Origin of the sequence: Pikeienuella sp. (assembly GCF_046290545.1) — a bacterium.
In the GTDB taxonomy this organism is placed as follows: Bacteria; Pseudomonadota; Alphaproteobacteria; order Rhodobacterales; family Rhodobacteraceae; genus Pikeienuella.
The window spans coordinates 317,205-334,533 of sequence record NZ_JBKAGV010000014.1 but is presented as its reverse complement, the minus strand read 5'-3'; the positions used below and the strand labels follow the sequence as shown (position 1 = coordinate 334,533).

Sequence of the window (17,329 nt, the reverse complement as noted above, 5' to 3'; positions counted from 1 at the left end):
TGGCGATGATCGAGGTTTCGGGCGTGGCCAAGGCCTTCACGCTGCACAACCAGGGCGGCGCGGTGATCCCCGTGATGCAGGGCGCGGCGCTGAGCGTCTCCGCCGGGGAATGCGTGGCGCTCACGGGCTCTTCCGGAGCCGGGAAGTCGACGCTGATGCGGATGATCTACGGCAATTACCTCGCCGGGGAGGGGCGCATCCTCGTCGGCGGGCTCGACGTGGCGAAGGCTGCGCCGCGGGAGATCATCGCGCTCCGGCGCGCGACGCTCGGCCATGTGAGCCAGTTCCTGCGGGTCGTGCCGCGGGTGCCGACGATCGACGTGGTGATGGAGCCGCTGCTGCGGGTCGGCGCCGGGGCGGAGGAGGCGCGAGCGAAGGCCGAGGCGCTGCTGGCGCGGCTGCGGATTCCCGAGCGGCTCTGGAGCCTTTCGCCCCTCACCTTTTCGGGCGGGGAGCAGCAGCGGGTGAACATCGCCCGCGGCTTCGCGCATGAATACCCTGCGCTCCTGCTCGACGAGCCGACGGCGAGCCTCGACGCGGCGAACCGCGCCACCGTCCTCTCCCTCATCGCGGAGGCGAAGGCGCGGGGCGCGGCGATCCTCGGCATCTTCCATGACGAGGGCGCGCGCGCGGCGGTGTGCGACCGTGAGGTCGATGTCTCCGCCTTCACGCCGCAGGGCATGGCGGCGTGAGCGGGCGGCTCTTCGTCGTCCTCGGCCCTTCCGGCGCGGGGAAGGACACGCTGATCGCCGGCGCCGTCGCCCGGCGGCCGGAGCTTCTCTGGGCGCGCCGGGTCGTCACCCGGCCCGAGGCGGCGGGGGGCGAGCCCTATGAGGGCGTCAGCCGCGAGGAGTTCGAGCGGCGCCGCTCCGCCGGGCTCTTCGCCGTCTGGTGGGAGGCGCACGGGCTGCTCTACGGCGCGCCTGCGACGATCGGGGATGAGATGGAGGCGGGGCGCGACGTGATCCTCAACGGCTCGCGCGGCGCCGTGGGGCAGGCGCGGCTCGTCTTCCCCCATCTGAAGGTGATCTATGTGACCGCGCCGGAGGCGGTGCTCGCCCGGCGGCTCGCGGCGCGGGGGCGGGAGAGCGAGGCGGAGATCGCCCGGCGGCTCGCCCGCGCCGCCTTCCCGCCGCCGAAGGACGCGGTGGTGGTGCAGAATGACGGGAGCGTGGAGGAAGGCGTCTCCCGCCTCCTCGCCGCGCTCACCCCGCCAATGCGAAACGCCGGATGAGATGAAAGCGCCCGTCCGCCCCCTCTCCGCAGAGCGCGATGGCGCCCATCGCCGTTTCCGGCCCGAGGAGCGGCGTGACCACGGGCGCGAGCGCGGCCTCGACCGCCCGCGCCTCGGCCGGCGGCAGGGAGCCGGTCAGCGTCATGTGGAAGCGGAATTCGGGCCCGACATAGGGATAGCCCCAGCGCGCCAGCATCGCCTCCTGCCCGGCGGTGAGCGGCGAGGCGCGGCGGCGCGCGAGTTCGCGCTCGTCGGGCGGCAGGCGGAACCCGTCCAGCGCCTCGACGCAGCGGAAGGCGAGGCGGGAGAGGGCGGGGCTTTCGGCGGCCAGGGTCAGCGCGAGGAAGGAGCCGAGCCGGGAGAGGCGCAGCGGCGGCGCGGCGAAGGGCGCGACGGCGCGGGCGAGCGCGGCCGTCGCCTCCTCGATCTCGGCGAGCCGGGCGCGGGTGCGGAAGGGCGCCTTGAGCGTGCCGTGGAAGCCGTATTTCCGCGGCGTCTCGGTGAGCTCGGAAACGGGGTGCGGCAGGCCCGCGACCTCGGGATGCGCCGCCTCCGCGCCCGCGGCGATGTCCCAGCCGAGCCAGGACGCGCCGAAGGCGGCGAGCGGCCCCGGCGGCGGCGTGTGATAGAGCGCGTAGCGGCGCCAGGGCGTCTCTTTCTCCATCTCCAGGGCTCTCCCTTGCCGCCCGATGGCGGAAAACCGTCACGCTTTTACGACAGAAGGGCGCGCTGTCGCGCCGAAAAGGACCGATGACCATGAAAACGACGCTCGCCAACGCCCGGATCGTGCTGGAGGACGAGGTGATCCTCGGCGCCGTGACGATCGAGGACGGGGTCATCGCCGCCGTGGACCAGGGCGGCGGCGCGCCCGCGGGCGCGGAGGACATGGGCGGGGACTGGCTATGCCCCGGCCTGATCGAGCTCCATACCGACAATCTGGAGCGGCACATGCAGCCGCGGCCCGGGGTGAAATGGCCGGTCGCCGCCGCGGCGCTGGCGCATGATTCCGAGCTCGCTTCCGTCGGCGTCACCACCGTCTTCGACGCGCTGCGGGTCGGCTCCATCGTTTCGGAGGAGAAGGCGCGGTATGACAAGTACGCGCGCCCGCTGGCGAGCGAGATCCTCGCGCTGCGGGCCGCGGGGGCGTTCCGCATCAGCCATTTCCTGCACCTCCGGGCGGAAATCTGCTCCGAGACGCTGCTGGAGGAGCTGGCGGAGTTCGGGCCGGAGGACCGGATCGGGATCGTCTCGCTGATGGACCACACGCCGGGGCAGCGGCAGTTCCGCGACACGTCCAAGATGGCGGAGTATCTGACCGGGAAATACGGGCTTTCGGGCGAATATCTCGACGCCTATTTCGCGCGGCTGAAGGCGCTTTCGGACCGGGTGCGGGAGCGGCACGAGGCGGGCGCGGTGGCGGAGGCGCGGCGGCTCGGCGCGCGGCTCGCCAGCCATGACGACACGACGCGGGAGGATGTCGCCGCCTCGGAGGCGCATGGCTGCAGGCTCGGCGAGTTCCCCACCACGCGGGAGGCGGCGGAGGAGAGCCATGCGCGGGGCATCGCCGTCATCATGGGGGCGCCGAACTATCTCCGCGGCGGCTCCCATTCCGGCAATGTCGCGGCGGCGGAGCTGGCGGAGGCGGGGTTGCTCGACATCCTCTCCTCCGACTACGCGCCCTCCTCCCTCCTCATGGGCGCGGTGCGGATGGGGCGGGAGACGGGCGACCTTGCCCGCGGGATCGCGACGGTGACGGCGGCGCCGGCGAAGGCGGCGGGGCTGGAGGACCGGGGGCGGATCGCCCCGGGGCTCAGGGCCGACCTCGTGCGCTTCGCGATGGCGGGGGACCTGCCGGCGGTGCGGGCGGTGTGGAGCCGGGGCCAGCGCATCTGACTTGATCCACGTCAAATCGGGCCTCCCGGAAAGGTGTAAACCTTTCCTGACAGGGAGGCCCGACATGCGCATCGTACTCGTCCATCCGAACTATCATTCCGGCGGCGCCGAGATCGCCGGGAACTGGCCGCCCGCCTGGGTCGCCTATCTCGCCGGGCATCTCCGGGCGGCGGGGTTCCATGACATCCACTTCATCGACGCGATGACCAACGACCTGCCGGACGAGGCGCTGCGGGCGGAGCTGGCGCGGCTGAAGCCCGACATCGTGGGGACGACGGCGATCACCCCCGCCATCTACAAGGCGGAGCGGGTGCTGGAGATCGCGCAGGAGGTGGCGCCGGACGCGCTGCGGGTGCTGGGCGGCATCCATGCGACCTTCATGTTCAAGCAGGTGCTCTCTGAGGCGCCGTGGATCGACGTGATCGTGCGGGGCGAGGGCGAGGAGATCTTCCAGGAGCTGGTGCGGACCTTCGCCGAAGGGCGCTGGACGGAGAACCGGCGGAAGATCAAGGGGCTCGCCTTCCGCGACGGCGACGAGATCGTCTCCACCCAGGCCGCCTCCACCGTGAAGGACCTCGACGCGATCGACCCGGACTGGTCGCTGCTCGAATGGTCGAAATACATCTACATCCCGCTCGGCGTGCGCGTCGCGATCCCGAACATGGCGCGGGGCTGCCCGTTCACCTGCTCCTTCTGCTCGCAATGGAAGTTCTGGCGCGATTATCGCGTGCGCGACCCGAAGAAGGTGGCGGACGAGATCCAGCGGCTGGTGGAGGAGCAGAATGTCGGCTTCTTCATCCTCGCGGACGAGGAGCCGACGATCAACCGCAAGAAGTTCATCCAGTTCTGCGAGGAGCTGATCGCCCGCGGCCTGCCCGACAAGGTGAAATGGGGGATCAACACCCGCGTCACCGACATCATGCGGGACAGGGAACTGCTGCCGCTCTATCGCCGCGCCGGGCTCGTCCATGTCTCGCTCGGCACGGAGGCGGCGGCGCAGCTGAAGCTCGACCAGTTCAACAAGGAGACGAAGGTCGAGGAGAACAAGGAGGCGATCCGGCTCCTGCGCGAGGCGGACATCTTCGTGGAGGCGCAGTTCATCGTCGGGCTCGACAACGAGACGGCGGAGACGCTGGAGGAGACCTTCCGCATGGCGTGGGACTGGCAGCCCGACCTCGCCAACTGGGCGATGTACACGCCGTGGCCCTTCACCCCGCTCTTCCAGGAGATGCGGGACAAGGTGGAGATCTTCGACTTCGAGAAATACAACTTCGTCACGCCAATCATGAAGCCGGAGGCGATGGACCGGGGTGAATTGCTGAACGGCGTGATGAAGAATTACCGCCGGTTCTATTCGCGGAAGGCTCTGTTCCATTATCCGTGGCGGGGCACGGGGTTCCGCCGGCGCTATCTGCTCGGCTGCCTCAAGGCGTTCCTGAAGGCGGGGTTCGAGCGGAAGTTCTACGATCTCGGCAAGGCCGGATACTGGGGCCCGCAATCGAAAAAGACAGTCAACTTCAACTTCGACCGGACGCGCACCATCGCCCCCGCGCAGATGGAGGACTGGGAGGCGAGCGCGGACCGCGCGGCGCGCGCGAAGGCGAAGCGGGAGGGCGCGGGCGCCTTGAAGGCCTGCGGCGGCGGCGAGTTCCAGATGCCGGCGGAATGAGGCCGTGGCCCGGGACTTCGCCGAGGCGCCGGCGCGGATCGGCCCCAACGCGCTGACGCAGACCGCCGCGGCGCTCGTCGCGCTGCAGGGGCCCGCGGCGGCGGAGGCGGTCTTCGCCCGCGCCGGGCTTCTCCATCGCTGGCGGGAGCCGCCGGGCGAGATGGTTCCGGAGGATGAGCCCGCCCGGCTCTTCGCCGCCGTGGCCGAGGCGCTCGGCGAGGCGGAGGCGCGTATGGTTCTGGCGGACTCGGGGCGGCTGACGGGGGATTACATCCTCGCGAACCGGATTCCCGGCCCGGCGCGGGGGCTCCTGCGGCTGCTGCCCGCGCGGATTGCGGCGCGGATGCTGCTCTCCGCGATCCTGCGGCACGCCTGGACCTTTGCGGGCTCGGGGCGGTGCCGGGCGGAGGGGCTTTCGCTGGTGATCGAGGGCAACCCGCTGAGAAGCCCCGGCGGCGTCTGGCACGAGGCGGTGCTTTCGCGGCTCTTCGCGCGGCTCGCCTCGCGCAGGGCGACCGTCTCCCGCATCTCCGCGGCGCCGGAGCGGTTCGCTATCTCGCTCGGGTGAGTGCGCGCGGAGCGTGTAGCCTTGCACTCCCCTTCGCGTGCGCCCCGCATCATCTTCCCCTCATCGGCGCGCCGCAGGGGCCGCCGCGGAGACGGAGCGGAACGATGGCGAACTTCATGGCTGAACTGATCGGGCGCCCGGCGCTGAACGCGCTGGAGCGGGATGGCGCCCTCGGCGCGGGCTTCGCCGTCTCCCGCGCCGATCCGCGGTGGCGGCGGCTGACGGAGGCGCTGGCGGAAGCGGGCGGGCGGCGCGATTAGGCGCGGCCCGCGACCTCATCCCAGAGGCGCATGGCCGTGCGGCGGAGGATGAGCCCCTCCTCCCAGCGGTCGGACAGCTCCCTCCCCTCCCCGTCCGTCATGGCGTATTCGGGGGGGCCGAGCTCGCAGAGGAAGACCGGCGCGCCGACGGGGTTGCGCGCCGCCCAGCTCTCGAAGCCCTTGCGCCAGAAGCCTTCGAAGAGATCGACCCATTTCCGGTGCTGCGGGAAGCCGATCTGAAGCTGGATCTGCTGGCGGGAGGCGACGCGGCCCTGGAAGCTGTCGGAGCGTTCGAGCACGCGGCGGATCAGCTCCGCGTTCTCCGGCGATAGCGGCAGGCGCATCTCCCGCCCGACGACGTAGTGGGAAAGGTCGGCGCCCATGCGCATCTCGGGCACGGCGTCGAGCAATTGCGCGGTGTAGAAGAGATCTGTGGTGATGCAGTCCCGATGCGCCTCGAAATGGAGGGGCATCTCGGCTTCCTCGCCCATCTCGATCCAGCGGCGGATGATGGGGATTCCGCCCTCGACCGAGAGCGGGAAGACGCGGCCGATCACATCGACGAAGGGGGAGCCGAAATCCTTCGCCATGGCGATGGTCTCGCGCAGAGAGGCCACGGTTCCCGGGAAGGCGACGATGAGCGGCGTGAGGCCCAGGCGTTCGAGATGGGGGCGGACGGCGTGGGCCGTCGCGACATCGGCGGCGCCGAGGTCGATGGCGAGGCCGTCATAGCCGGCCTCGGCCACCATCTCGCAGGCGGCTTCGAGCGGGAGCTTCACCCCGTCCCGCCCGTGGGGCTGCATGGCCCAGAGCGACTGGAAGACCTTGAGCGGCGGTCGGTCAGTCATAGGCCACGCGGTCGAGCCGGCCGTCCGGGCGGCGGGTGATCCAGACCTCGTTCATCGGGTAATCCGCCTCCGTCTTTCCGCCGGAGAGCTTCCGGATCAGCTCGGCCTGGAATTCGAGATAGCCCATGCGGTGCACCTCATGGCCGATGGTGCCCTCGATCTCGTCGTTCAGGTCCTTCAGCGACCAGAAGGGGACGGAGGGGAAGGTGTGGTGCGCGGTGTGATACTGCATGTTCCAGCACATCCAGCGCATCAGGGCGTTCGTATCGGTCGAGCGCGTGTTCTCGAGGATGTTCGGCTCATGGCTGAGGCCGAGATGCTCGATCGTGTTCTGGAGCTGGTGGACGGGCTTCATCGCGAGCATCGGGGCGAGCCAGAGGATCACGGCGGCCCAGGAGCCCGTCGCGAGCGAGACGAGCGCGACGAGGATATAGCCGGCGAGGTGCAGCCGCCCCTCCCGCACCACGAGCGCCGTCTTCTCCCGCGGGATGTAGGGTTCCGTCACGATCCCGGCGGAGAAGCGCAGCACGCGGCGGACGCGGCTGATCCAGTAGCCGGGGCCGAGCACCCACCAGAGATAGGAGCCGAGCGTGTAGGGCTCGCGGACCAGTTCCCCGTCCCGCTCCCAGTTCTGGGTGTGCTGGTGATGGGCGGAATGCTGGATCTGGTCGAAATCGCGGGGGTAGATCATCAGGAAGCCGATGAGCCGCCCGAGCCATTCGTTCATCCATTTCGTCTCGAACACCGTGCCGTGGCTCAGCTCGTGCTGGCCGGCGTAGAGGAAGTTCAGCAGAACGCCGTGGGCGATGAAGGCGGGAACGGCCCACCATGTGCCCCATGTCTGCCAGAGCAGGGCGCCGGTGAGGAGGATCGCGCCGAAATGCGAGCCGGCCTGGAGCGCGCCGCGGAGATTCGAGCGCTGGTAGAGCGCGCGGAGCCGCGCGGGCTCGATCAGCTTGCGGCGCGAGAATTCCGCCTCCATCGGGGCCTCCTGTTCGTCATGGTCGGTGAGCGGCGAGAATGGCGTGACAGGAGCGGCGCAACAAGCGAAGGTTTTGCGCCCGGAGATGACAGGAATTCACCTATGCCCGCCCGCCTCCCCCCGCTCCGCGCCGCAGAGGCGCTCGAAGCCGTCGACCGGCTCGGCTCTCTCGCCGCAGCGGCGGAGGCGCTTTCGCTGACGCGCTCCGCTGTCTCCCACGCGATCCGGCGGCTGGAGGCCGATCTCGGCTTTCCGCTGACGGAGCCGGACGGGCGCGGCGTGCGGATGACGGCGCGGGGGCGGCTCTATGCGGCGGAGGCGCGGCGGGCGCTGGCGATCCTCCGGCGGGCCGCGGCGGAGGAGGCGCCGCTTTCGGGCGAGCTGCGGCTCGCCTGCCCGCCCGGCTTCGGCGCGCTCTGGCTCGCGGAGCGGCTCTGCGGGTTCCGCGCGCTCCATCCGGAGATCGCGCTGCAGGTCTCCGCCTCGCGCCGGCTCGGGCGGATGAGCGATGCGGGGGCGGATGTGGAGATCGGCTTCGGCGAGGCGGCGGAGATGCCGCCGGAGGCGCGGCTCCTCAAGCGCGTCTCGCTCTTCCCCATCTGCGCGCCCTCGCTCCTGAACGCGGAGCCGGGGCTCCGCCGCGCCTCGGACCTCGCGCGGCTCACGCTGCTCCACCTCGTCACGCCGGTGGACTGGGAGCGCTGGCTCCAGGCTTCGGGGGCGGAAGGGGCGGACCCGCGGGGCGGGGTCGTCTTCTCCGACATGCCGATGGTGCAGGCGGCGGCGGAGGCGGGACAGGGCGTCGCGCTCGGCGATTCGCTGACCGCGGCCTCGGCGCTCGCCTCGGGGCGGCTGGTGCGGCCCTTCGCGCTCTCCATCCCCTGCCGGTGGAGCTATTTCATCCGCGTCGGAGAGGGGGAGGCGGCGGCGGCCCTTGCGGGCTGGATCGCCGCCGCGCTGCCGAGATAGGGGGGCCGGGGCGGCGCGCGCCCCGGCCCGGTTTCTTACGCCATCGACCAGCGCTCGACGTTCTTGTGGCCGTCGAGCTCCCAGTTGTTGGCGAGCTGCTCGGGCAGGGCGATCTTCGTCGAGGCCGCGTGCGTGTAGGCCATGAAGATCGGGATCAGCGCGCCGCCGTCCTCGGAGCAGATGATCTGCATCTCGACATACATGTCGCGGCGCTTCTTCTCGTCGAGTTCGGAGCGGGCCTGGATGAGAAGCTCGTTGAACCGCGGATTGGCCCATTTCGTCTCGTTCCAGTCCGCGCCGGCCTGATAGACCTGGCTGAACATCCAGTCCTCGGTCGGCCGGCCGCCCCAGTAGCCGCCGCACCAGGGCTTCTTGAGCCAGACATTGTCCCAGTAGCTGTCTTCCGCCTCACGGACGACCTCGATCTCGATCCCGGCGGGCTTCGCCGCCTCGGCGTAGAGCGAGCCCGCGTCGATCGCGCCCTCGAAGGCGGTGTCGGCGAGGCTGAGCTGGACCTTCAGGCTGTCGAGGCCCGCCTTCTTCAGGTGGAACTTCGCCTTGTCCGGGTCATAGGGCCGCTGCGGCAGCTCTTCCGGCGTCGCGCGGTAGGCGTTTGCCGGGCCGATCGGGCTGTCGTTGCCGACCTCGCCCTGGCCGCGGAGGATCTTGCTGACGAGCTCCTCCCGGTTGATGGCGTATTTGAGGGCGAGCCGGACGTCGAGATTGTCGAAGGGCGCCGTGTCGACATGCATCGGCAGGACGGCGTGCTTGTTGCCGGTGATCGGGAAGATCTGGATGTTCGGGTCCCGGCCCATCAGCCCGACCGTCTTCAGGTCGAGGTTGGAATAGGCGTGGAGGCTCCCGGTGATGAGGGCGTTGGCGCGGGCGCCGGCGTCGGGGATGAAGAGGTTCTCCGCGCTGTCGAAATGCGCGCGGCCTTCCTTCCAGTAGTTCTCGTTCCGGATGACGCGGGTGTTCACGCCCGGCTCGAAGCTTTCGAGCTTGTAGGAGCCGGTGCCGGTTCCCGACTGCCAGTCCATCGTCCCGTCAGCATTCGCGGGGCAGATGACGAGGTGATAGTCGGAGACGATGAAGGGCCAGTCGGCGTTGCCGGCCTCCAGGTCGAAGACGACGTTGTCGCCGTCGGCCTTCACCTCCACGATCTGCTTCACGAGGCCGGAGGCGGCGGATTTCGAATCCGGGCCGCGATGATGGTTGAAGGAGGCGACGACGTCTTCCGGCGTCAGCGACTTGCCGTTGTGGAAGGTGACGCCGGAGCGGATCTTGAAGACCCAGCGCTTGCCGCCGTCGAGGCCCTCCCATTCCGTCGCAAGCTCGCCGATCAGCGAGCCGTCCGGCGCGATCTCGGTCAGGTTGTTGCGGAGCTGGCCGAAGCTCACGTTGATCATGTAGCTGTCGAGCGTCTGCGCCGGGTCCAGCACGTCCTTCGTGCCGCCGCCGGTGAGCGCCTGGATGAAGTGCCCGCCCTTGTTCGGCGCAGCCTTCGCCGCCTTGGCGAACATGAAGTCCGCCGCGGCGACGGTGACGCCGGCGGCGCCCGCGATCTGGATGAATTCGCGGCGGGACATGCGGCCCGAGGCCGCCTCCTTCCGCATCCAGCCGAGGCCTATGGATTTCAGGTCGATCATGTCTCGTCTCTCCTTGTTGGTCTTGCGTCGTCTGCGCGGGCCGTTCTCGGCCCGTCGGTCATTGCCCCGCGCCTTCCATGCGGCGGGAGGCGAGGGCGCCTTCCAGCCAGCCGGGGGTCGTCTCAGGCACGGATTTGAGCAGAAGATCGGTATAGTCGTCAAAGGGCGGCGCGAGGGCCGTCTCCAGCGGCCCGGCGCGCACGACGCGGCCCTTGAACATCACGGCGACCTCGTCCGCGATGGCGCGGACGGTCGCGATGTCATGCGTGATGAAGAGGTAGGAGAGCCCCTCCTCCCGCTGGAGCCCGACGAGGAGGCGGAGGATTCCCTCGGCCACCAGCGGGTCGAGCGCGGAGGTCGGCTCGTCGCAGATGATGAGCTTCGGCTTCGCGGCGAGGGCGCGGGCGATGCAGACGCGCTGCTTCTGCCCGCCAGAAAGCTCAGTCGGCAGGCGGTTCGCCAGCGCGCGGGGGAGCTCGATCTGGTCGAGAAGCTGGTGGACGCGCCGCTCGCGCTCGGCGCCCTTCGTTCCGAAATAGAAGGTGAGCGGGCGGCCGATGATCTCCTCGACCGTCTGGCGCGGGTTCATCGCCACGTCCGGCATCTGGTAGATGAGCTGGAGATCGCGGAGCTGATCCTTCGTCCGGTCCTTGAGCTTCGGCGGCAGGGCGGCGCCGGCGAAGCGGACGGCGCCGGAAGCAGGCGGCAGGAGGCCGGTGACGACGCGCGCCATGGTGGACTTGCCGGAGCCCGACTCGCCGACGATGGCGAGGGTCTTGCCGGTCTCCAGCGCGAGCGTCACGTCATGCAGCACCGTCACCGCGCCGCCATAGGCCGCCGTCACGCCCTCCACCGAAAGGAGCGGCGCGGGCGCGGCGGGCGGCGCCTCCTCCTTCCGGAAGGCGCGGAGGGAGACGAGCGCCTGCGTGTAGGGCTTCTTCGGGCGGGAGATGATTTCCTCGGTGGTTCCCCATTCCACCGTCTCGCCATGGCGGAGCACCATGATCTCGTGCGCGATCTGGCTCACGACGGCGAGGTCGTGCGTGATGTAGATCGCCGCGGCGCCCTCATCCTCGATCGCCTCCTTGATCGCGGCGAGGACGTCGAGCTGCGTCGTCACGTCGAGCGCGGTGGTCGGCTCGTCGAAGACGACGAGATCGGGCCGGGGGGCGAGGGCCATCGCCGTCATCGCCCGCTGGAGCTGGCCGCCCGAGACCTGGTGCGGATAGCGGCGGCCGATCGTCTCCGGCTCCGGCAGCTTCAGCTTGCGGAAGAGCTCGACCGCCCGCTTCTCCGCTTCCGCCCGGCTCATGACGCCGTGGATGAGCGCGACCTCCACGATCTGGTCCATCAGCCGCCATGCGGGGTTGAAGGCGGCGGCGGCGGATTGCGCGACATAGGAGACGCGGTTGCCGCGCATCCGGTCGAGCTGGCGTTCGTTGAGGGTGCGGAGGTTCACCCCGTCGAACCAGATCTCCCCGCCGGTGAAGCGGCAGCCGCCGCGCACATAGCCCATGCCGGCGATGCCGATGGTGGACTTGCCCGCCCCGGATTCCCCGATGAGGCCGAGCACCCTGCCCCGTTTCACATTCAGCGAGACGCCCTTGACGATGGGGGACCAGACATCCTCGCTTTCCCCCTCGATCCGGAGGTCGCGGATGTCCAGCAGCGTGGCGTCGCCGCGTTTCGGGGGCGGATTACTGGCCATCGCGGAGCCCGCTCGTCTCGTTCAGGAACCAGTCCACCACGAAGTTCACCCCGATGGTGAGGAGCGCGATGGCGGCCGCGGGCAGGAGCGGCGTGATGTCGCCGAAGGTGATGAGCGTCGCATTCTCCCGCACCATGGAGCCCCAGTCCGCCATCGGCGGCTGGATGCCGACGCCGAGGAAGCTGAGCGCGGCGATGGTGAGGAAGACGAAGCAGAAGCGGAGGCCGAATTCGGCGACGAGCGGGGGCATGACGTTCGGCAGGATCTCCTTCCGCATGATCCAGGCCAGCCCCTCCCCGCGAAGCCGCGCCGCCTCGACATATTCCATCACGGCGACGTTCATCGCGACCGCGCGGGCGAGGCGGAAGACGCGCGTCGCGTCCAGCACGGCGATGATGAGGACGAGGTTGAGGAGCGAGGAGCCGAAGGTGGAGAGCAGCATCAGCGCGAAGATGAGGGAGGGAATCGCCATCAGCACGTCCACCGCCCGGTTCAGCACGATCTCGAACCAGCCCTTGCCGACGACGGCGGCGAGGATGCCCAGCGTCCCGCCGATGAAGAAGGCGAGAAGCGTGGTGACGAGGGCGATGCCCACGGTGTTCCGCGCGCCGTAGATGAGGCGGGAGAGCATGTCCCGCCCGATCTGGTCCGTCCCCAGCCAGTGCATCGAGCCCGTCGCCTCGAAGTTCAGCCAGTACGGGAGCGAAAGCGGGCCGAGATCGGCCCAGACGAGCCGCGGCTCGAAGGCCCAGACCTCATAGGGAATGTCGAAGGTCTGGCTCTCGCCATGCGGGGCGATGGCGGGGGCGAAGATCGCGAGGACGGCGTAGAAGACAATCACAGCAAAACCGAACCACGCGGTGAAGGGCGCCTTGCCGAGACGGCGCCAGGCCGTCCGCTTCGGCGGGACGGCGGCGACAGCCGCGGCGGCGGATGCGGGCGCGTCGGTCATCGCGGGTGCAGGATTCGCGGGTTCGTCGCGATGGCGATCACGTCCGCCGCGAGGTTGAGGAAGATGTAGGTCGCCGCGAAGATGAGCGCGCAGCCCTGCACCACCGGAATGTCCCGCGTCTGCACCGAGTCGACCATCAGCTGCCCGACGCCGGGATAGACGAACACCGCCTCCACCACCACGACGCCGACGATGAGATAGGCGAGGTTGAAGGCGATGATGTTGACGATGGGCGCCCAGGCGTTCGGCAGCACATGCTTCAGGATCACGCGGCGGCGGGAGACGCCCTTGAGCCGCGCCATCTCCACATAGGGGCTGGCGAGGAGCGAGATGATCGAGGCCCGCGTCATCCGCAGCATGTGCGCGATGATGACGAGCGCGAGCGTCATCGCGGGCAGCAGCGTCTTCACCAGCCGTTCGTCCAGCGGCGTCTCCGGCCCGACATTGGCGAGGCTCGGCAAGAGCCGGAGATTGACCGCGAAGATCAGCATCAGGATGTAGGCGACGAAGAATTCCGGGAAGGAGATGGTGGAGAGCGAGGTCGCGTTCACCGTCCGGTCGAACCAGCTGTTGCGGTAGAGCGCGGCGGCGACGCCGAGCGCGAGCGCGAGCGGGACGGCGATGACGGCCGTGATGGCGGCGAGGAAGAGCGTGTTGCCGAGGCGCGGGCCGATCACCTCGGCCACGGAGCGGCTGTAGCCGGCGCCGCTGGCGAAACTGTCCCCGAGATCGCCCTGCGCGACGCGGCCGATCCATTCGAGATAGCGTTCGACCGGCGGACGGTCGAGCCCGAGCTCGCGCTGGAAGGCGGCGACCGTCTCCGGCGTCGCCGACTGGCCGAGGATCGACTTGGCGAAATCGCCGGGCAGGAGCGTGACGGAGGAGAAGATCACGATGGAGACGAGGAAGATCGTCACCACGCTCAGCGCAAGGCGCTGAAAGATCACGCCGAGAATCAGCTTCATAGGCCCCCGCCTGAGACAACGCGCCCGCAACGGCGCGCCGGATATGTCAGCGTTAACCCCCGCTCCTGACATGGCAAGGGAAAACCGCGCGATCCCGCGTGACGGCGGTTTCGCCCAAGGCTAGGCTCCGCCCGAATCGAGGGGAGAGCCCATGCCGCTGACCATGAACAGAGAGGTCGTCATCACCTGCGCCGTCACCGGCTCGGGCGGGACGCAGGACCGGAGCCCGCATGTGCCCCGCTCCCCCGCCGAGATCGCGGCGAGCGCGATCGACGCGGCGAAGGCGGGGGCGGCCATCGTCCATTGCCATGTGCGCGACCCGGAGACGGGGAAGCCTTCGCGGAAGCTCGAATATTACCGCGAAGTGACGCAGCGCATCCGCGAGGCGGAGGTGGATGTGGTGCTGAACCTCACCGCCGGCATGGGCGGGGACCTCGTGCTCGGCCCGCCGGAGCGGCCCATGCCCCCGGTCGAGGGCGCGACGGACATGGCCGGCGCCGCCGCCCGCGTCGAGCATGTGAAGCAGTGCCGGCCCGAGATCGCGACGCTCGATTGCGGCACGATGAACTTCGCCGAGGCGGATTACGTCATGGTCAACACGCCGGGCATGCTCCGCGCGATGGGCCGGATGATGACCGCGCTCGGCGTGAAGCCGGAGATCGAGGCCTTCGACACCGGGCATCTCTGGTTCGCCAAGCAGCTCGTGGAGGAAGGCGTGCTGGAGGCGCCCGCGCTCGTCCAGCTCTGCATGGGCGTGCCCTGGGGGGCGCCGGACGACCTCAACACCTTCATGGCGATGGTGAACAACGTGCCGGCGGAGTGGGCCTGGTCCGCCTTCTCGCTCGGGCGCAACCAGATGCCCTATGTCGCCGCGGCGGTGCTGGCGGGGGGGAACGTGCGCGTCGGGCTCGAGGACAATCTCTGGCTGGAGAAGGGGCGGCTCGCCACCAATGCGCAGCTCGTCGAAAAGGCGGCGACGATCATCGAGACCATGGGCGCGCGGGTGCTGACGGCGGAAGAGGCGCGGGCGAAGTTCGGGCTCGTGAAGCGCGCGCCGGAGGCGATGTGATGCGCGGCGTCGCGGGGATCGTCGGCGGCGGGGTGATCGGCGGCGCCTGGGCGGCGCGGTTCTCGCTGATGGGCTGGGACGTGCGGCTCTACGATCCGGACCCGGAGGCGGAGCGGAAGATGGCGGCGGTGCTGGCCAACGCCCGCCACGCGCTGCCGATGCTCTATGACTTCGCGCTGCCGGCGCCAGGGGCGATCACGCATGTCGCGACGGTTGCGGAGGCGGTTTCGGGCGCGGACTGGATCCAGGAGAGCGCGCCGGAGCGCCTGGACCTGAAGCTGAAGCTCCTCAGGGAGATCGAGGCGGCGGCGGGGGCGGAGACGCCCATCGGCTCCTCCACCTCCGGCTTCAAGCCTTCGGAACTCCAGGAGGGCGCAGCGCGGCCGGGGCGCATCCTCGTCGCGCATCCGTTCAACCCGGTCTACCTCCTTCCCGTCGTCGAGCTGGTGGGCGGGGACGAGGCGACGCGCGACCGGGCGGAGGCGGTTCTCACCGGAATCGGGATGCGCCCGCTCCGCATCCGGAAGGAGATCGACGCCCATGTGGCCGACCGCTTCCTTGAGGCCGTCTGGCGCGAGGCGCTCTGGCTCGTGAAGGACGGAATCGCGACGACGCAGGAGATCGACGACGTCATCCGCTACGGCTTCGGCCTCCGCTGGGCGCAGATGGGGCTGTTCGAGACCTATCGGATCGCGGGCGGCGAGGCGGGGATGCGCCATTTCCTCGCGCAGTTCGGCCCTGCGCTGAAATGGCCCTGGACGAAGCTGATGGACGTGCCGGAGCTGACGGACGAGCTGGCGGGTATGATCGCCGACCAGTCCGACGCGCAATCGGGCCACATGTCGATCCGGGAGCTGGAGCGGCTCCGCGACGAGAACCTCGTCGCCATCCTCCGCGCGCTGAAGGGACGCGGGGCGGCGGCGGGCGCGCTCCTCTCAGCGCATGAGGCGACGCTCCGCCCCGCGGCCGCGGACGGGCCGCCGATGGAGACGGCGCGGCGGATCGTTCCCGTCGACTGGACGGATTATAACGGCCACATGAACGAGAGCCGCTATGGCCAGGTCTATTCCGACGCCGGGGACGCGGTGATGGCCCATGTCGGCGCGGACGCCGCCTATATCGCCTCCGGCCTCAGCTATTTCACGGTGGAGACGCAGGTGAAGTTCCTCGCCGAGACGAAGGCGGGCGAGGCGATCCGGGTCACGAGCCGGGTGCTTGAGGGCGCGGGGAAGAAGCTCCGGCTCTTCCACGAGATGCGGCGTGAGGCGGACGATGCGCTCCTCTCCACATGCGACCAGATGCTGATCCATGTGAGCCTTGAGACGCGCCGTTCCTGCCCGCCTGCGCCGGAGGTGCTGGCGCGGGTCGAGGCGCTGTCGGCGAGCCATGGAGCGGGGCGATGAACTTCGGATTGACCGACGAGCAGGAGATGATCGTCTCCACCGTCCGCCGCTTCGTGGAGGAGGAGATCTATCCGCACGAGGCGGAGGTGGAGCGGACGGGCGCGGTGCCCCCGGCGCTCGCGGAGCGGATCAAGGCGAAGACCAAGGAACTCGGCTTCTACGCCTGCAACTTCCCCGAGAGCGTGGGAGGGGCCGGCCTTTCCCATCTCGAATTCGCGCTGGTGGAGCGGGAGCTGGGGCGGGGCTCGATGGCGCTCAACCATTTCTTCGGGCGGCCGCAGAACATCCTGATGGCCTGCCGGGGCGAGCAGATCGAGCGCTATCTCCTCCCCGCCGTGCGGGGCGAGCGGATGGACGCGCTCGCCATGACGGAGCCGGGCGCGGGCTCCGACATCCGCTCGATGAAGACCACCGCGCGGCGCGACGGCGGCGACTGGGTGGCGAACGGCACCAAGCATTTCATCTCCGGCGCCGACCATGCCGATTTCGTCATCGTCTTCATGGCGACGGGGGAGGACCAGACCGAGAAGGGCCCGAAGAAGCGGATCACCGCCTTCCTCGTGGACCGGGGGACGCCCGGCTTCACCATCCGGCCCGGCTATCGCTCGGTGAGCCATCGCGGCTACGCCAACATGGTGCTGGAATTCGACGATTGCCGCCTGCCGGACTCACAGGTTCTGGGGGAGGTCGACAGCGGCTTCGCGGTGATGAACGAATGGCTCTACGCCACGCGCATCACCGTCGCCACGATGGCGGTCGGCCGGGCGCGGCGCTGCTTCGACATGGGGCTCGCCCATGCGGCGGAGCGCAAGCAGTTCGGGCAGGAGATCGGCAAGTTCCAGGGCGTCGCTTTCCAGCTCGCGGACATGGCGACGGAGATCGACGCGGCGGACTGGCTGACCCTCTCCGCCGCCTGGCGGCTCGACAAGGGCCTGCCGGCGAACCGGGAGATCGCCTCCGCCAAGCTCTACGCCTCCGAGATGCTGGCGCGGGTGACGGACGCGACCTTGCAGATCTTCGGCGGCATGGGCCTGATGGACGACCTCCCCATCGAACGCTTCTGGCGCGACGCGCGGGTGGAGCGCATCTGGGACGGGACGAGCGAGATCCAGCGGCATATCATCGGGCGGGAGCTTCTCCGCCCGCTCGGCGCCTGAGCT

The 17,329-nt window shown here is 69.7% G+C and carries 17 protein-coding genes; 10 read left to right on the top strand and 7 right to left on the bottom strand.

The window, feature by feature from the left end; genetic code table 11:
- The first annotated feature begins 5 nt into the window (after window positions 1–5).
- Complete coding sequence (phnL, locus tag ACE37J_RS13285) at window positions 6–692, top strand: phosphonate C-P lyase system protein PhnL (RefSeq protein ID WP_409711793.1); 687 nt, start codon at window positions 6–8, stop codon at window positions 690–692.
- On the top strand, window positions 689–1,234 hold the full coding sequence (gene phnN / locus ACE37J_RS13280) for a phosphonate metabolism protein/1,5-bisphosphokinase (PRPP-forming) PhnN (protein WP_409711738.1): 546 nt from the start codon (window positions 689–691) through the stop codon (window positions 1,232–1,234). The genes phnL and phnN overlap by 4 nt, the downstream gene beginning before the upstream one ends.
- Here phnN and ACE37J_RS13275 read toward each other — a convergent pair.
- Window positions 1,206–1,898, bottom strand: a complete 693-nt coding sequence (locus ACE37J_RS13275; protein ID WP_409711737.1) for a DUF1045 domain-containing protein — start codon at window positions 1,896–1,898, stop codon at window positions 1,206–1,208. The genes phnN and ACE37J_RS13275 overlap by 29 nt on opposite strands.
- 86 nt (window positions 1,899–1,984) lie before the next feature.
- Between ACE37J_RS13275 and ACE37J_RS13270 the strand changes: the two genes are divergently transcribed.
- The 4 genes from ACE37J_RS13270 to ACE37J_RS13255 all read left to right on the top strand — a co-directional run bounded on the left by ACE37J_RS13270 (window position 1,985) and on the right by ACE37J_RS13255 (window position 5,624).
- Entirely contained in the window at window positions 1,985–3,127 is a 1,143-nt protein-coding gene (locus ACE37J_RS13270; RefSeq protein ID WP_409711736.1) for an alpha-D-ribose 1-methylphosphonate 5-triphosphate diphosphatase, read from the top strand.
- Between the two features lie 64 nt (window positions 3,128–3,191).
- Complete coding sequence (gene bchE, locus ACE37J_RS13265) at window positions 3,192–4,796, top strand: magnesium-protoporphyrin IX monomethyl ester anaerobic oxidative cyclase (RefSeq protein ID WP_409711735.1); 1,605 nt, start codon at window positions 3,192–3,194, stop codon at window positions 4,794–4,796.
- Between the two features lie 4 nt (window positions 4,797–4,800).
- Window positions 4,801–5,364: a bacteriochlorophyll 4-vinyl reductase gene (bchJ, locus tag ACE37J_RS13260; protein ID WP_409711734.1), complete on the top strand. Its 564-nt coding sequence runs from the start codon at window positions 4,801–4,803 to the stop codon at window positions 5,362–5,364.
- 104 nt (window positions 5,365–5,468) lie between these two features.
- On the top strand, window positions 5,469–5,624 hold the full coding sequence (locus tag ACE37J_RS13255) for a hypothetical protein (RefSeq protein ID WP_409711733.1): 156 nt from the start codon (window positions 5,469–5,471) through the stop codon (window positions 5,622–5,624).
- Here ACE37J_RS13255 and ACE37J_RS13250 read toward each other — a convergent pair.
- Together ACE37J_RS13250 and ACE37J_RS13245 are read right to left on the bottom strand one after the other, a co-directional pair.
- Window positions 5,621–6,472, bottom strand: a complete 852-nt coding sequence (locus tag ACE37J_RS13250) for a sugar phosphate isomerase/epimerase family protein (protein WP_409711732.1) — start codon at window positions 6,470–6,472, stop codon at window positions 5,621–5,623. The two genes, ACE37J_RS13255 and ACE37J_RS13250, sit on opposite strands and share 4 nt — an antisense overlap.
- On the bottom strand, window positions 6,465–7,454 hold the full coding sequence (locus ACE37J_RS13245) for a fatty acid desaturase (RefSeq protein WP_409711731.1): 990 nt from the start codon (window positions 7,452–7,454) through the stop codon (window positions 6,465–6,467). The genes ACE37J_RS13250 and ACE37J_RS13245 overlap by 8 nt, the downstream gene beginning before the upstream one ends.
- Before the next feature lie 102 nt (window positions 7,455–7,556).
- Between ACE37J_RS13245 and ACE37J_RS13240 the strand changes: the two genes are divergently transcribed.
- Window positions 7,557–8,423: a LysR substrate-binding domain-containing protein gene (locus ACE37J_RS13240; RefSeq protein WP_409711730.1), complete on the top strand. Its 867-nt coding sequence runs from the start codon at window positions 7,557–7,559 to the stop codon at window positions 8,421–8,423.
- 35 nt (window positions 8,424–8,458) lie between these two features.
- Here the strand turns inward: ACE37J_RS13240 and ACE37J_RS13235 are convergent, their stop codons facing one another.
- Genes ACE37J_RS13235 through ACE37J_RS13220 form a run of 4 tightly spaced genes read right to left on the bottom strand, consistent with a single transcriptional unit; the run spans window position 8,459 to window position 13,697 of the window.
- The gene (locus ACE37J_RS13235) at window positions 8,459–10,072 is read right to left on the bottom strand and encodes an ABC transporter substrate-binding protein (protein WP_409711729.1); all 1,614 of its coding nucleotides are present in this window, start codon (window positions 10,070–10,072) and stop codon (window positions 8,459–8,461) included.
- 58 nt (window positions 10,073–10,130) lie between these two features.
- Window positions 10,131–11,780 (bottom strand): ABC transporter ATP-binding protein, encoded by a 1,650-nt coding sequence (locus ACE37J_RS13230; protein ID WP_409711728.1) that lies wholly within the window; start codon window positions 11,778–11,780, stop codon window positions 10,131–10,133.
- Window positions 11,770–12,732, bottom strand: a complete 963-nt coding sequence (locus ACE37J_RS13225; RefSeq protein WP_409711727.1) for an ABC transporter permease — start codon at window positions 12,730–12,732, stop codon at window positions 11,770–11,772. Before ACE37J_RS13225 ends, ACE37J_RS13230 begins: the two co-directional genes overlap by 11 nt.
- Window positions 12,729–13,697 (bottom strand): ABC transporter permease, encoded by a 969-nt coding sequence (locus ACE37J_RS13220; RefSeq protein WP_409711726.1) that lies wholly within the window; start codon window positions 13,695–13,697, stop codon window positions 12,729–12,731. The genes ACE37J_RS13225 and ACE37J_RS13220 overlap by 4 nt, the downstream gene beginning before the upstream one ends.
- Window positions 13,698–13,848: 151 nt before the next feature.
- Between ACE37J_RS13220 and ACE37J_RS13215 the strand changes: the two genes are divergently transcribed.
- The 3 genes from ACE37J_RS13215 to ACE37J_RS13205 are packed head-to-tail and all read left to right on the top strand — an operon-like array spanning window position 13,849 to window position 17,326.
- Window positions 13,849–14,766, top strand: coding sequence for a 3-keto-5-aminohexanoate cleavage protein (locus ACE37J_RS13215; RefSeq protein ID WP_409711725.1), 918 nt, complete (start codon window positions 13,849–13,851; stop codon window positions 14,764–14,766).
- Window positions 14,766–16,169 (top strand): carnitine 3-dehydrogenase, encoded by a 1,404-nt coding sequence (locus ACE37J_RS13210; protein WP_409711724.1) that lies wholly within the window; start codon window positions 14,766–14,768, stop codon window positions 16,167–16,169. The genes ACE37J_RS13215 and ACE37J_RS13210 overlap by 1 nt, the downstream gene beginning before the upstream one ends.
- On the top strand, window positions 16,166–17,326 hold the full coding sequence (locus ACE37J_RS13205; protein WP_409711723.1) for an acyl-CoA dehydrogenase family protein: 1,161 nt from the start codon (window positions 16,166–16,168) through the stop codon (window positions 17,324–17,326). The genes ACE37J_RS13210 and ACE37J_RS13205 overlap by 4 nt, the downstream gene beginning before the upstream one ends.
- The last annotated feature ends 3 nt before the right edge of the window (window positions 17,327–17,329 follow it).